Source organism: Actinacidiphila yeochonensis CN732 (genome assembly GCF_000745345.1).
In the GTDB taxonomy this organism is placed as follows: Bacteria; Actinomycetota; Actinomycetes; order Streptomycetales; family Streptomycetaceae; genus Actinacidiphila; species Actinacidiphila yeochonensis.
Map to the genome: position 1 here is coordinate 2,228,892 of NZ_JQNR01000005.1, position 14,192 is coordinate 2,243,083.

10 protein-coding genes and 1 pseudogene are annotated in these 14,192 nt (G+C 72.1%); 5 read left to right on the forward strand and 6 right to left on the reverse strand.

What is annotated here, in order from left to right; all coding sequences use genetic code 11:
• Positions 1–26: 26 nt before the first annotated feature.
• Both BS72_RS21455 and BS72_RS21460 read right to left on the reverse strand, forming a co-directional pair.
• The gene (locus tag BS72_RS21455) at positions 27–2,654 is read right to left on the reverse strand and encodes a tetratricopeptide repeat protein (RefSeq protein ID WP_051951382.1); all 2,628 of its coding nucleotides are present in this window, start codon (positions 2,652–2,654) and stop codon (positions 27–29) included.
• A gap of 1,268 nt (positions 2,655–3,922) precedes the next feature.
• A pseudogene (locus tag BS72_RS21460) lies at positions 3,923–5,978 on the reverse strand (thioredoxin domain-containing protein).
• Positions 5,979–6,287: 309 nt separating this feature from the next.
• Here BS72_RS21460 and BS72_RS37390 point away from each other — a divergent pair.
• A complete protein-coding gene (locus BS72_RS37390) occupies positions 6,288–6,515 on the forward strand; it encodes a hypothetical protein (protein ID WP_037912735.1) in 228 nt (75 codons plus the stop codon).
• A gap of 456 nt (positions 6,516–6,971) precedes the next feature.
• Positions 6,972–7,865 (forward strand): hypothetical protein, encoded by an 894-nt coding sequence (locus BS72_RS36670; RefSeq protein ID WP_157856297.1) that lies wholly within the window; start codon positions 6,972–6,974, stop codon positions 7,863–7,865.
• 89 nt (positions 7,866–7,954) lie between these two features.
• Here the strand turns inward: BS72_RS36670 and BS72_RS21475 are convergent, their stop codons facing one another.
• Together BS72_RS21475 and BS72_RS34490 are read right to left on the reverse strand one after the other, a co-directional pair.
• Positions 7,955–8,272, reverse strand: a complete 318-nt coding sequence (locus BS72_RS21475; protein ID WP_037917046.1) for a helix-turn-helix domain-containing protein — start codon at positions 8,270–8,272, stop codon at positions 7,955–7,957.
• Complete coding sequence (locus BS72_RS34490) at positions 8,235–8,630, reverse strand: type II toxin-antitoxin system RelE/ParE family toxin (protein WP_078901528.1); 396 nt, start codon at positions 8,628–8,630, stop codon at positions 8,235–8,237. The genes BS72_RS21475 and BS72_RS34490 overlap by 38 nt, the downstream gene beginning before the upstream one ends.
• 503 nt (positions 8,631–9,133) lie before the next feature.
• On the opposite strand from BS72_RS34490, the gene BS72_RS21480 reads away from it, so the two are divergent.
• Positions 9,134–9,700: a Uma2 family endonuclease gene (locus BS72_RS21480; protein WP_037912737.1), complete on the forward strand. Its 567-nt coding sequence runs from the start codon at positions 9,134–9,136 to the stop codon at positions 9,698–9,700.
• Positions 9,701–9,850: 150 nt separating this feature from the next.
• Here BS72_RS21480 and BS72_RS21485 read toward each other — a convergent pair whose 3' ends face one another.
• Positions 9,851–10,558, reverse strand: coding sequence for an SDR family oxidoreductase (locus BS72_RS21485; RefSeq protein WP_037912738.1), 708 nt, complete (start codon positions 10,556–10,558; stop codon positions 9,851–9,853).
• Positions 10,559–10,629: 71 nt separating this feature from the next.
• Here BS72_RS21485 and BS72_RS21490 point away from each other — a divergent pair, with 71 nt between their 5' ends.
• Positions 10,630–11,082, forward strand: coding sequence for a MerR family transcriptional regulator (locus BS72_RS21490; protein WP_051951386.1), 453 nt, complete (start codon positions 10,630–10,632; stop codon positions 11,080–11,082).
• 89 nt (positions 11,083–11,171) lie between these two features.
• Here the strand turns inward: BS72_RS21490 and trhA are convergent, their stop codons facing one another.
• The gene (gene trhA, locus BS72_RS21495; protein ID WP_037912739.1) at positions 11,172–11,936 is read right to left on the reverse strand and encodes a PAQR family membrane homeostasis protein TrhA; all 765 of its coding nucleotides are present in this window, start codon (positions 11,934–11,936) and stop codon (positions 11,172–11,174) included.
• A gap of 309 nt (positions 11,937–12,245) precedes the next feature.
• Here trhA and BS72_RS21500 point away from each other — a divergent pair, with 309 nt between their 5' ends.
• Positions 12,246–14,087: a phosphoenolpyruvate carboxykinase (GTP) gene (locus tag BS72_RS21500; RefSeq protein ID WP_037912740.1), complete on the forward strand. Its 1,842-nt coding sequence runs from the start codon at positions 12,246–12,248 to the stop codon at positions 14,085–14,087.
• The last annotated feature ends 105 nt before the right edge of the window (positions 14,088–14,192 follow it).

The following is a 14,192-nucleotide window of genomic DNA, read 5'->3' on the forward strand; positions in this document are numbered from 1 at the left end:
AGCCCGGTACCGGGGCCGCGCGGGCCTCACAGCGAGACCCCCAGCACCATGCGGGCGCCCCGCCCCGGGGTCATGCCCAGCCGCCACGCCTCCCACGGCGAGCCCGGCACGATCGAGCCGCGGTCCAGCAGCGTCGCGTAGCCCTCCGCGTACTCGGTGAGGTCCGGGTCGCGCTGCGGGTACTCACCCGACAGCACCGTCCGCAGGTCCGCGCGGGCCTTCCCGGCGCCGTCCGGAGCGGCGGGGTCGGGCGGCAGCAGCGGCAGCACCGTGGCGCGCAGGAACACCGCCCAGTCCAGGCCGCGCCGGTCGCCGAGGCCGCCGAAGACCTCCACCGCCTCGTCCAGCAGCCGGTACGCCTCCAGCAGCCGGCCGTTGCCCGCGTCGATCACCGCCAGCTCCACGCACGACCAGCCCTCGCCGTGCGGCACCCCGATCCGCCGGAAGTCCTGCCGGGCGTCCTGGAGGAGCTGCCGCGCGAAGCCGCTGTTGCGCAGGTTGCCGGTGCGGACCGCCCGCAGGTCCCGGGTGACCCGGGCCGAGTGGTGCCGGGCGCAGGCCAGCCCGTACTGGTCGCGCATCCGGGAAAACATGCTGCGGGCCCGCTCCAGCGCCCGCAGGCTGGCGTCGCCGTCGCCGCACTCCTCCAGCGCCTGCCCCAGGTGGTACAGCGTCCACGCCTCGCCGCGGGCGTCCTCGCTGGCGCGGTGGCGCTGCACCGCGGCGTCCAGGTCCCGGGCCGCCTCCCGCGCTTGCCCGCGCATCAGCCGGGCCCGCGCCTGCTCGGTCAGCGTCCACGCGGTACCGCGCGGGTCGCGGGCCAGCGCGTGCGCCCGCCCGGCCGCCCGCAGCTCGGCCTCGCCGTCGTCCACCCGGCCCACCGCCAGGTACACCTGGCCGAGTTGGAGGTGCGCCCACGCCTCGCCCTGCACGCTCTCGTTCGCCCGGTGCAGGTCGATCGAGGCGAGCAGCAGCTCCCGGGCCGGGCCGATCCGGCCCAGGTCGCGCAGGACCGCGGCCAGCGCGTGCAGGGTCCAGGCCCGGTCCTCCTCCAGGCCCGGCGCGCCCTGGATCTCCAGCGCCTCCCGCAGCTTCGCCTCCGCCTCCGGCAGGTTGCCCTGGTGGTGCAGGGTGATGCCCAGACTGTTGAGGGTGCGGGCCGCTCCGGACGGGTGCTGCGCCTCGAAGTAGAGGTCCACCACCGCGGTCAGTGTCGACTTGGAGCGGTCCAGCTCGCCCAGCTGCCGGGCCGCGATACCGGTACGCCACTGCACCGAGCGGACCAGCGGCGACGCGTCCCGGTCAGCCGCCTCCCGGCCGCCCGCCGACTGCGCCTGGGCCAGCTCGCTGATCTCGCCCAGCCGGTAGAGGTCGCCGCGCAGCAGGCAGTAGTCGCACAGCGCGCCCAGCAGCGCCTGCACGGCCGTCTGGTCGACGCCCTCGGTGTCGCGCAGCGCGGCGGTGATGAAGCTCGACTCCTCGTCCAGCCAGCGCAGCGCCTGTTCGAGGGAGGCGAAGCCGTGGTGCGCGAACCGGCCGGCCCGGGTCGAGGTCCGCCCCTCCACCAGCCGGATCACCGTGTCGGCGAGGTCGGCGTAGGAGCGGATCAGCCGCTCCTGGGCCGCGGCTCGCTCCGCCGGGTCCTCCTCGTCCAGCAGCCGCTCCCGGGCGAAGGCGCGCACCAGGTCGTGCGGCCGGTAGCGGCTGCCGCGCACGTGCTCCAGCAGGCCCGCCGCCGCCAGCTCGGCCAGCCGGCGGCCGGCCTCGTGCTCGTCGGTGCCGATCAGGGCCGCCGCGGCGGCCGCCCCGAAGCTGGCCCGGCCGGCCAGCGCCAGTCGGCGCAGCAGCTGCCGGCCCGGCTCCGGCTGGTCGTGGTAGCGCAGCGCCAGGACCCGGTCGACGGGGTCGCGCGGCCCGAAGACCTCGATGTCGGCGACCAGCCCGTTCGCACCCCCGTGGCCGGACAGGCCGGAGCCGGCGAGCCGCAGCGCGAACGGCAGCCCCGCGCACAGCTCCCGCAGCCGGTCGGCCTGCTCCGGGCGCGGGGTGGCGGTGCCGGCCGCGTCGGCGGCCTCGCCCAGCAGCTCGAACGCGCCGTCCACGTCCAGCGGGCCGACCTCCAGCCGGTGCACCACCGCCCCCGGCACGTCCAGGTCGAAGGGCTCGCGCGCGGTGACCAGCACCAGGCTCTCCGAGCGGGCCGGTACGAGAGGGCGGACCCGCTCGGCGTCGACCGCGTCGTCCAGCACGATGACGACGGGCACGCCGGTCAGGTGCTGCTGGTACTGCTCGGCCAGCCGCCGCAGGTGCTGCTCCTGGTTCTGCCGCTCCCGGAAGAGCAACTGGTCGCGGGGGGCACCGAGCCGGTTGAGCAGGTGCAGCAGAGCGTCGCGGGCCGGCGTCGGCGCGGCGCCCGCGCCGCGCAGGTCCACCACGCAGGCGCCACGGAACTGGTCCCGCAACTGCCGGGCCGCGCGCACCGCCAGGCTGGTGCGGCCGCTGCCGGCCGCGCCGTGCAGCAGCACCACGGTCGGGCGCACCGCGGTGGAGGCCCGGGCCTGCTGCACCCACTGGGCGATCTGCGCCAGGTGGGCCCGGCGCCCGGCGAACGGCCCTGCCGCCTCCGGGAGCTGCCCGAAGGACTGCTCCAGCATCGCGCGGGCGCGGGCCGCGGCGCTGCGGTCCCCGCCGGGGCCCGGCGCAGCGACACGTGGGGCCGCGGCGCGCAGCCGGTGCGGGTAGGGGCGCCGGCGCGGGCGCCGAGGCGGGGTCCGGCACCGAGGACGCCGAGGGTGCCGAGGCGGGGTCCGGTGCCGAGGTCGCCGAGGGTGCGGAGGGTGCCGAGGGCTGCGGTGCGGGCTCGGCGGGCGCGGCCACGGGGCCGTCTTCCGGATCGGCCTCGCCCGGCGCTTCCGGGGGCACCGGTACGGGGTCCGGTGCCGGCACCCGTACGGTCTGCGCGGCGACGAACGGCCGTATCCCGCGCTCCTCGACGGCCGCGAGCCAGGCCGCCCTGGCGTCCAGGGCCGCCGCGGTCGGCTCCCCGGGATCGGCTCCCCGGCCGCGCCGCGATGCGGCGCCGAGGGCGGCGGCGCCCGTCGCGGCACCGGTCACCACGCCGGTCGCCAAGGCGGTCCCGGCCGACACACCCAGGCCCAGGTCGGCGCCGAAGGCGACGGCCGCGGCGACGGCCGCGGCCAGCCCCGGCACGCCTGCCGGCCGGCCCGCACCGGCGGACCGGCCGTCGAGGGCGGCGCGGTAGACGGCGAACTCCGGTGCGGCCGGGCCGGTCAGCGCGTCCAGGCGCTGGCGGGCGCGGGCGAACAGGGCCCGGGCGTCCGTGCCCGAGGCGTGCTCCGCCACCACCCTGCGCAGCAGGCGCTCGACCTCCTCGCGATCGGATCCGCGTACCGCGTTTGTTGCGTCCGCCACGTGTGCTCCCCTCCCACGACTGCTTCCGCGACTGTGTCCATGGGTGGAGACAACCCGCGGGGTCTATGGGGTTCCCGTACACGGGATGGCTCAATCCCCGTGCAGGGGGCAGGGCTTGAGCGTCCCTGGTCAGCCGGTCGTGAGCCGGTCGTGAGCCGGCCGGGCTCCGGTCGGGCTCGTCGGACGGCACCACAAGGACGTACGGCGGTCACCGGCACGCCGTACGTCCTGTACCTGCTGCTGCACACCTCCGCTGAGCCAGGACCGGACCGGGTTCCGGGACACGCCGGACGCCGGCCGCGGCGCGCCCGGCTCGTGCCTCTCCCGGCTCGTGCCTCTCCGGCAGAGTGCGTCCCGCTCGCCGCCCTGGCACGGGCTTCGCGGCGTTGGCCGAAAGAGCCGCGTAGGCCCGCTACGAGGCTTTCCGGCCGCCTGGCGACGACCCGCGCCAGCACACCTCGCTACCGGGCAGAGCTCGCCGGTCGCGGCACTAGACCAGTCCGCGCAACTGGGAGCGCAGCGCGCGCGGGTCGGAGGTGGGGGCGTCGCAGACGAACCGGCGGCAGACGTAGGCCGCGGCCCGCCCTGCCCGGGTGGGCCGGTCGCGCAGCAGCGGGAACTCGTCCGACCCCTCCTCGCCCAGCGCCACCACCGCGCCCGGCGCCGCGCCCAGCAGCGCCGTACGGTGCAGGTCGTCGGTGAGCGGATCGCCCGCCGGGCCCACCACCGCCACCTCGCGCGGCCCGTCCAGCGCCGCCTCCGCGACGGCCAGGCCCCAGCCGACGAACCTCGGCGCCCGCCCCGCCAACGCCCCGACCACGCCCAGCGCCTGCTCGGCCGCCGTCCGGTGCGCCTCCGACCCGGTGTGCGCGGCGTACGACAGCAGCGCCCCGGCCGCGGCGCTCCAGCCCGAGGGCACCGCGTTGTCCGTCGGGTCCTGCGGGCGGCGGATCAGCGCCTCCGCGTCGTCCGCGGTGTCGTACAGCGAACCGCCCGGCCCGGTGAAGTGCCGCAGCACGCAGCCGAGCAGCACCCCGGCGAACTCCAGCCAGACACCCTCGCCGGTGACCGAGGCCAGCGCGAGGAAGCCCTCCGCGACATCGCCGTAGTCCTCCAGCACGCCCGCGTGCCCGCCGGCCGTGCCGTCGCGGGAGGTGCGCAGCAGCCGGCCGTGCTCGTCCAGGTGGACCCGTACCAGCAGGTCCGCGGCGTCCACCGCGGCCTGCACCAGATCCGGCCGGTCGAAGTAGGCGCCGGTCTCCGCCAGCGCAGCCACGGCCAGGCCGTTCCAGGCGGCGACCACCTTGTCGTCCCGCCCTGGACGGGGCCGCCGGGAGCGCGCCGCGAGCAGCCGCTCCCGCACCGACGCCACCCGGTCGGCGTCCACCATCCCCGTACCCTGCGGCAGTTGCAGCACCGACGTGCCGTGCTCGAACGTGCCCTCCTCGGTGACCCCGAAGTACCCGGCGGCGAACGCGCCGTCCTCCGCGCCGAGTTCGGCTGCCAGCTGGGCCGGCGTCCACGCGTAGTAGGCGCCCTCGACCGAGCGGCCGGTGCCGTCGTCGCTGTCGGCGTCCAGCGCGGAGGCGAACCCGCCTTCGGGGGTGCCCAGTTCGGCGACGATGAAGTCGGCCGTCTCCAGCGCCACCCGCCGGGCCAGGTCGGAGCCGGTGGCCCGCCACAGATGCGCGTACACCCGGGTGAGCAGGGCGTTGTCGTAGAGCATCTTCTCGAAGTGCGGCACCGTCCACGACCGGTCGGTGCTGTACCGGGCGAAGCCGCCCGCGAGCTGGTCGTACATACCGCCCCGGGCCATCGCCTCGCAGGTGTCGCGGGCCATCTGCAGGGCGCCCTCGGCACCGGTACGGGCGTGGTGGCGCAGCAGGAACTCCAGCACCATCGACGGCGGGAACTTCGGCGCCCCGCCGAAGCCGCCGCGCCGCGCGTCGTACTCCCGGGTGAGCCCCAGCAGCGCCGCGCCCAACTCCCGCTCACCGACCGCCCGGCCGCCGCCGCCCTGGCCGAACGCCTCGGCCCGTTCGGAGAGTTCGCGAACGATCCGGGCAGCCACCTCGCCCACCTCCTCGCGCCGGTCCCGCCACGCCGCCACCACCCCGCGCAGCACGTCCATGAACCCGGGCAGCCCCTCCCGCCCGGCCGGCGGGAAGTACGTGCCGAAGTAGAACGGCTCCCGCCCGGGGGTGAGGAAGACCGTCATCGGCCAGCCGCCCTGACCCGTGGCCGCCTGCACGGCCTCCATGTACACGGCATCGACGTCCGGCCGCTCCTCGCGATCCACCTTCACGGCGACGAAGTGCTCGTTGAGGTACGCCGCGGTGTCCTCGTCCTCGAACGACTCGTGGGCCATCACGTGGCACCAGTGATCATCGGGCTAAGTGGCACGACGAATACCCGATCGAGAGAAGGATCGGAACGTCGCGCCGCTTGGCCTCTTGCATCGCCTCCTCTCCCCACGGAAACCAGTCAACGGGGTTACTGGCGTGCTGAAGGAGATACGGCGACTGGGCGTGCACCAGTCGATTCATGGTCTCACTGTCCCACATGCTGGCGGCCGATTCAGCCGGGCGCCACGGTCGCCTCCTCGGCGACGTCGGCCGACACATACGTCATGATGCTCCTGCACACGACTTCCGTCCAACACCACCAAACAGGCGGATGACCAGGCATTCTGACGGATGACTCACCTTCCTCACTCCTCTGTCATCCGGAGAGGTCGCCTGGGGCTCACGTCGACATTCAGCGAACGCGACCGCCGGGATCTCCCAGGGCATCGGTAGGCGTGTCGGCGGCCCCTGGACCTGCACGCGGTCCTGAACCGCTGCGGGCGGAAGGGGATGACGCACGTGGTCCTGGACGGCACCCTTATCCGCTACAACCGCCTGGCGGGCGTCCGGGACAACGGCAACGACTGGTGGTTCAGCCAGAAACGCAAGGCGTGCGGCGGCAACGTGCATTTCCTGTCTCAGCAGCACGCTCGCCATCGCGCGCGTCCAACTGATCACCAGCCCGCCGTCCGGCTCGACGGTCGCCACCTGCCCACCAGCTGTATCGGCGAGCATTGAAGCTGGATATTCGCCTCCATCGCGCCCGCGACGCACCTCCTGCGAGAACGACCCCATAATCCGCGCAGGCCGCCTCCCATGCATCATGGCCCGGCACAGCCTCGCCATCGGCAGCCACCGCCAGACGGTGCCATCGGCATTGCTGCTGCCCCTGGCCTCATACCCATGACTCCTCAGCCCTGACCGCGCCGAATGAATCCGGAGGGACCGCGATCAAGCATCGGACCTGCCGACGCACCGCAAGTGTGTCGCGCGGGAGGGATGTCTACTCCTTCGACTGCCGCCACTGATCCGTGCGGTGCGAGATCCTCCCATCGATCAACAAAAGTCTTTTCTTGATCGATAAAAGTCACCGGTCGAGCAGGCTGCTCCAGTAAAACAAATGAGTCGGTCGACTTTGGATGATTTTGATCACCGCAAGGCAAGGTGGCTGCGTCTTAAGTGATGATGAGGGTCATGACCGTTACCCAGCGATCCACCTCCCCAGAGCTTCCTCTTTCGTCAAGCGTCATGAACATCTCCCCGGGCGTCGCCGCCGAGATGCTCACTCGCAACCACGAGAACCGCCCGCTCGACAGGGGGCGGGTGGCGCACCTTCGAGATGCGATCCGGAGGGGGGAGTGGCTCATCAGCCATCAAGGGATCGCATTTGCGGGCTCATGGGTTGACAGTCGCCTGCTGGATGGACAGCATCGCCTCGAAGCCATCCGTCAGTCGGGTCAAATAGTGCCCGTACTAGTATTCGAGAACGTTCCCTCCGAGGCGTTCTCGGTGATGGATACGGGACGGTCCCGTACGGCCTCGACTGTCCTGGCTATGCAGGGCGAGCATGACGCATCCCTGCTGGCCGCTGCGATCCGGCACGTACACCTCTTCAAGACCATGCCTGACGCTGAGTGGAAGGGACACTCTTCTCGACTCACCAACGCTCAGGTACTCACCTTCTTGGAGGCAAACCGGAAGGAAGTGGTCGAGGCGTGTGGGGTGGCCCGGCTCATGAGCAAGGAGCGCCTCATTATTCCCACTGCCGCAGCAGTGGGTTACTACAGCACGCGCGAGGCGTCTCCGGGAGTGGACCAGGAGTCATGGGTTCAGGGCGTCACAACGGGAGCTGATCTCTCTCCTGGGGATCCCCGGCTTGCCCTCCGAAATGCTCTCATCTCACTGGGTACAGGTAGCAGCGGACGCCGTCGAAGTGATTCACGAGGACAACTGGGTCTCTACTTGAAGGCGTGGAATGCCTGGGTTCTTCAGAAACCTGTGAGGCAGCTCCGTTTCCAGCACGGAGAAAAAATGCCTAAGCCTGTACACGTGCTCCCCGGAGGGCTCCCGGCCACTCGCGCGGAGTGACTGAATTTGGAGCGTCAAGGGCAGAGCGGGAGTCTGTTGCTTTGGGGTCGAGGAGGTTGTAGATCCGCCACGCGCCGCTCGCTTCGGCTTCAAGCGATGGCCGCGATGTCTCCGTCATCGAAATAGATGGCCTGGTGTAGACGACCCCCCAGCGCCACCGCGTACCGGGCAAGTACGTCCTGGCTGGAGGCATGGCCCCGCTCGATCTGCGACACGCGCCCCTTGCTGACTCCCATCCGATCGGCCACCTGTTGCTGTGTCAGCCCCCTGGCTCTCCGCAGCTCTGCCAGGCGGCGTCCGATGACCTCCGCAAGCAGGCTCTCCCTGCCGGCCCGCACGGCGTCCTCGCCGCCCGCGCGGGCAACATGCTCAGCACGAATGTCCTGCCACCGAGTGTAGCCGCTCATGATCATCCTCCCTCTTCCTGGGTGCGTCCTTCACGTACAGCTCATAGCGTTGCTCGGCCAGAGGAACCGCCTCTCGGTACCACTCGTTCCACTGTCCCGATTTGTCTCCCGCTACCAGTAGGATGCTGGAGCGCCACGGGTCGAAGGCGAACAGGATCCGCACCGTGCCGGGGCGCAACTCTTTGAGGTTCGCCATCGACGAACCGTGAATGGTATCCACCAGCGGACGCCCCAGCCCGGGGCCTCCCGCCGCCAGCGCATCCAACGCCTGCACGACCCGAGCATGTGCCTGGCCGTCGAGGTCGCCGATCCAGTCGCGCACCTCGTCGACAAGGAAGATCTCCCACTCACCGCTCACAAAAAAAGTATAGCGAAGGCTATACTTGGAACGAAGATGCTTGCCCTTCAGGCCCTAACAATGCCGTTCAACAGCGCAACGCGGTTCAGCGCTACTACGTCTGCGAGTCTGCTGGCGCCAGCGGTGCGCCGCCGGTCACTCGACAGCAAAACGGTGGGCGCGTCCCGTCGCCGTGCCTCTTCGAAAGCCTCCGCGCTCCAGGGCCACCGGTCGACGGGCTTGTCGGCATGCGGCGAGGCCACGTCGGCCGACCGGTTGATGTTCATGCGAGCCGGCCTCTCGCAAGCCCCCAGCTGACCGGCGAAGCCCGCACGGCCCCGCCTCGCCTGGCCGGACAGCTCGTGTGCGCCATCGGGTGACGGACGGTGCCTTCCCCTTCATAGCACCTCACCGAGAATGTTCGCTCTGGAGGCGCGGCCGCCTGCGGCGGTGTTTGCGGCGAGCTGAACAGCAGGCTCGGCGCAGCAGCGCCGGAGCTGCCGAGGCTCCTCGAAGGAGCGACCGTGACCGCCGAGATGGTGGCGCCCGCGTGGATGCACACGCAGATCAGCGCGGAACAGTACGACTCCTGGTCCGAGGAGCAGTGCGCCGGCATCGAGATCGTGGACGGGATGGTCGTCGTGAGCCCGAGCGCCTCCACGCGGGGCAACCGGCTGGCTCGACTCCTGGCCAATGCCCTTGACGCAGCCGCAGGCCCGGACTGGAACGCCGACACGGACTTCGATGTCCGCTTGCAGGATGTGCCGCTCACCAACCGCCGTCCGGACGTCACCGTCTACCGGGCGGAGACCATCGACCTCACGCCCACCCGCCCCGAGCACGTGCTCCTGGTCGTCGAGGTCGTGTCCCCAGGGTCAGAAACCACAGACCGGATCGTGAAGGTGGACCAGTACGCCAAGGCCAGCATCCCCTTCTACTGGCGCATCGAGCAGGCCGCCACTGGCGTTCCGATCGTGTACACCTACGTCCTCGACCCCGCCAACAAGTCCTACCAGGACGGCGAGATGTTCACCGGCGTGATCACGGCTGCCGCGCCCTTCTCCGTCACCGTGGACCTGGGAGCCGGCTGACAGCCGTATCCGCGGAGGCGGCCTCACCAGGAGCCGGCCCGGGGTACGGCCGGGGCGCGCGCACCCGGCCCCGTACCGCGTCGGGCCGGGGTGCGCGCCACGGAGTGCCGCCCCGGGCGGCTCGGGGGACGGGTTGGCGGCGGGTGGCTGTCAGGCGTTGAGGAACCGCTGGAACTGGGCCTCGAACTCCCTCGGGTCCTTGCTCAGCGACGCCTTGACCATCTCGGTGAACTCGTCGGCGACGACCTCGAACACCTCGGCCTCGACGCCGTCGAGGGTGAGGCGGGCGACGTCGGACGGGTCCATCTTGGCTACGTCGTAGCCCTTCATCATGTCGGTGTCGGCCGCGCCGAGGTGTACCGAGGTGACCTGGGTGCCCTGTCCGGCCAGCTCCTGGCGCAGGGCGTTGCCCATGCTCCAGAGGGCGGACTTGGAGACCGCGTACGCGCTGCTGCCGGGGAAGACGAACCAGGACGCGGAGGAGGCGATGTTCACGACGGCGCCGCCGCCGTTCCGCGCCAGGACCGGAGCGAAGGCGCGGGTCACGGAGAGCGTTCCCCAGAAGTTGACGTCCAGTGTGGCGCGGACGGCGTCGAGGTCGCCGAGCAGGGGGCCGCCCCCGATGCCGGCGTTGTTGACGAGCAGGTCGACGTCGCCGGCGGCCTCCGCGGCGGCTGCGACGGCATTGGGGTCCGTGATGTCGAGAGCGAGGGTCTCCACGCCGTCCAGGTCGATGGACTCGGGGCGGCGGGCGGTCGCGTAGACCTTCGCGCCCCGCTCCACGAGCTGGGCGGCGAGATGACGGCCGATGCCGCGGTTGGCTCCGGTGACGAGTGCTGTGGCTCCGCTGATCTTCATACGAGTACGCTAAAACCTCACGTCGGCGTGAGGTTCAAGTCCGGACCAGCTGAACCGCCCCAGGAGGCAGGATGCGTATCGGGAAGGTCGCGGAGCGTGCGGGGGTCAGCGTCCGCGCGCTGCGCTACTACGAGGAGCAGGGCCTCCTCGTCGCCGACCGCAGCGCGGGAGACCAGCGGCAGTACGCCGAGTCGGACGTCGAGCGGGTGAGGTTCATCCAGCTCCTGTACGCGGCCGGACTGCCCAGCAGGGCGATCCTGGAGATCCTGCCGTTCATGGACACCCTGGTCGCGACCCCGGAGATGGCCCGACGGCTCACCGAGGAGCGGGACCGCATCCAGGCGCGGATCGAGGGCCTGGCCGAGGCGCGTGGACGGCTGGACGAGCTGATCGGGCTCGCCGCCGTGTACACGGAGTCCTCGCCGGCGCGTTGCGAGTCGCCGGTGCGGGCCGACGCCGAGGTGCCGGCGCCGGCGCCGGCTGCCCGAGCGGTTCGCCCGGTGCTTCCGATGCTCGGGGCCTGAGCCTGAGCCTGAGCCTGAGTCGGGTCCGGGTCCGGGTCCGGGCCTGAGCCGGGTCCGGGCCCGGGGGTGAGCCGGGTGCGGGCGCCCGCTCAGTTGTGGGAGTAGGCCACCAGCGAGATGCCGACGTAGTGGACGACGAACGCGGCCAGGGTGAACGAGTGGAAGACCTCGTGGAAGCCGAACCAGCGCGGCGACGGGTTGGGCCGCTTGAAGCCGTAGACGGCCGCGCCGGTGCTGTAGAGGATGCCGCCGACGATCACGCAGACCATCACCGCGACGCCGCCGGTGCGCAGGAAGTCCGGCATGAAGAAGACCGCGACCCAGCCCAGCGCGATGTAGCAGGGCGTGTAGAGCCAGCGCGGGGCGCCCACCCAGAACACCCGGAAGGCGATGCCGGCCAGCGCGCCGGCCCACACGAGCCACAGCAGCAGCTCGGAGGTGCCGCCCGGTAGCAGCAGGATCGTCAGTGGTGTGTAGGTACCGGCGATGATCAGGAAGATGTTGGCGTGGTCCAGCCGCCGCAGGATTCCGGCGCCCCGGGGGCCCCAGTTGCCGCGGTGGTAGAGGGCGCTGACGCCGAACAGGGCGCACGCGGTCACGGTGAAGATCGCGCAGGCGATCCGGCCGCGGGTGCTCTGGGCGAACGCGGTCAGGGCCACCCCGCCGATCAGCACGGCCGGGAACATCCCAGCGTGGATCCAGCCCCTGAGCTTGGGCTTCAGCAGGCTGGGCAGATCGGTGGACGCGCCTGCCCGGGCTGCGGCCTGGGCCGTGGCCTGCGTGGCGGGTGGGCCGTCCGCCTTGACGGGCGGGACGGCGGGGACGGCGTCGTCGGTGTGGTCCGCGGCGGTCATGGCGACAATGCTACCTACGCAGCCGTAAGTTACCCATAAGTAGTAATACCGTCGGGTGAGTGGCGCTGGTCACGTCGGCGTGGCGCGGGCTCTCCGCCCTCGCCCGCCCGGTGCGGGCGGCGCCGGGTGCGCGAGGCGCTCTGGATAAATGATCCGAGGGTGGGCACACTCATATGAGTGCGGCTGGTACCGGATGAGCGGGCTCGGGCAGGAGCCCCGACGCGTCCGGGCCGCAGCCCCCAAGGGGCCGAACCTCACAACCCTCACAGTGACGCCGGTCTTGTGCGGACCCGGCGGGACGGAGAGAACGTGGCGAACGTCATCGCGGCTCCCACGCCTCGGCAGAAAGCCCCGACCAACCACCAGGAACTGATCGACTGGGTCGGCGCGGTCGCCGACCTCACACGGCCCGACGCGGTGGTGTGGTGCGACGGCTCGGAGGAGGAGTACCGCCGCCTGTGCGACGGCCTCGTCGAGCAGGGCACCTTCACCCGCCTCGACCCGGCCCTGCGCCCCGACTCCTTCCACGCCGCCTCGGACCCCGGCGACGTGGCCCGGGTGGAGGACCGGACGTTCATCTGCTCCCGCCGCGAGGAGGACGCCGGGCCCACCAACCACTGGACGGACCCGGCCGAGATGCGCGCGGTCCTCACCGGACAGGACGGCGAGGGCGGCCTCTTCCGCGGCTCCATGCGCGGTCGCACCCTGTACGTCGTGCCGTTCTGCATGGGCCCGATCGGCTCCGAGCTCTCGGCCATGGGGGTGGAGCTGACCGACTCCGCCTACGTCGCGGTGTCCATGCGCACCATGACCCGGATGGGCCGCGAGGTCCTCGACGCGCTCGGTGACGACGGCGCCTTCGTCAAGGCCGTGCACTCCGTGGGCGCCCCGCTCGCGCCCGGCCAGGCCGACGTGCCCTGGCCGTGCAACACCACCAAGTACATCTCGCACTTCCCCGAGGACCGCGAGATCTGGTCCTACGGCTCCGGGTACGGCGGCAACGCCCTGCTCGGCAAGAAGTGCTACGCGCTGCGCATCGCCTCGGTGATGGCCCGCGACGAGGGCTGGCTCGCCGAGCACATGCTCGTCCTCAAGCTCACCCCGCCCAGCGGCGAGGCCGTCTACCTCGCCGCCGCCTTCCCGTCCGCCTGCGGCAAGACCAACCTCGCGATGCTGGAGCCGACCATCTCCGGCTGGTCGGTGGAGACCGTGGGCGACGACATCGCCTGGATGCGGTTCGGCGAGGACGGCCGGCTGTACGCGATCAACCCCGAGGCGGGCTTCTTCGGCGTCGCCCCCGGCACCGGCGAGCACACCAACGCCAACGCGATGAGGACCCTCCACGGCAACGCCGTCTTCACCAACGTCGCCCGTACCGACGACGGCGACGTGTGGTGGGAGGGCATGACGCAGGAGCCGCCCGCCCACCTCACCGACTGGCGCGGCCAGGACTGGACGCCGGCCGCCGGCACCCCCGCCGCCCACCCCAACGCCCGCTTCACCGTGCCCGCCGCCCAGTGCCCGGTCATCGCGCCCGAGTGGGAGGACCCGCGCGGGGTGCCGATCTCGGCGATCCTCTTCGGCGGGCGCCGCGCCTCCGCCGTCCCCCTGGTCACCGAGGCGTTCGACTGGCAGCACGGGGTGTTCCTCGGCGCCAACATCGCCAGCGAGAAGACCGCCGCGGCCGAGGGCAGGGTGGGCGAGCTGCGCCGCGACCCGTTCGCCATGCTGCCGTTCTGCGGCTACAACATGGGCGACTACTTCGCCCACTGGCTGCGGATGGGCCGCGAGCACGACCCGGCGGGGCTGCCGGCCGTCTACTACGTCAACTGGTTCCGCAAGGACGCCGGCGGACGGTTCGTGTGGCCCGGGTTCGGCGAGAACGGCCGGGTGCTGAAGTGGATCGCGCAGCGGCTGCGCGGTGAGGCGGAGGGTGTGCGCACCCCCATCGGCGTGCTGCCGGCCCCGGGCGCCCTCGACACCGACGGGCTCGACCTCGCCCCGGGCGCCCTCGACCTGCTGCTCGGCGTCGACCGCGAGGTCTGGCGCGAGGAGGCCGCGCTGATCCCGCCGCACCTGGCGACCTTCGGCAGCCACACCCCGCCGGAGCTGTGGCGGGAGTACGAGGCCCTGGTCGAGCGGCTCGGCTGACCCCGGCGGCGCCCCCGCCTTCCCGGGCAGGGGCGCCGTGGCGAGCGGGGACGGCCTCGCGAGTGGAGACGCCCTCGCGAGCGGGGCCGTCGAGCCGACGCGGGG

Coding starts and splice junctions, on each gene's coding strand:
- BS72_RS21455 (WP_051951382.1), bottom strand. CDS start 2,654: ATGCTGGAGCAGTCCTTCGGGCAGCTCCCGGAGGCGGCAGGGCCGTTC.
- BS72_RS37390 (WP_037912735.1), top strand. CDS start 6,288: ATGACGCACGTGGTCCTGGACGGCACCCTTATCCGCTACAACCGCCTG.
- BS72_RS36670 (WP_157856297.1), top strand. CDS start 6,972: ATGACCGTTACCCAGCGATCCACCTCCCCAGAGCTTCCTCTTTCGTCA.
- BS72_RS21475 (WP_037917046.1), bottom strand. CDS start 8,272: ATGAGCGGCTACACTCGGTGGCAGGACATTCGTGCTGAGCATGTTGCC.
- BS72_RS21485 (WP_037912738.1), bottom strand. CDS start 10,558: ATGAAGATCAGCGGAGCCACAGCACTCGTCACCGGAGCCAACCGCGGC.
- BS72_RS21490 (WP_051951386.1), top strand. CDS start 10,630: ATGCGTATCGGGAAGGTCGCGGAGCGTGCGGGGGTCAGCGTCCGCGCG.
- trhA (WP_037912739.1), bottom strand. CDS start 11,936: ATGACCGCCGCGGACCACACCGACGACGCCGTCCCCGCCGTCCCGCCC.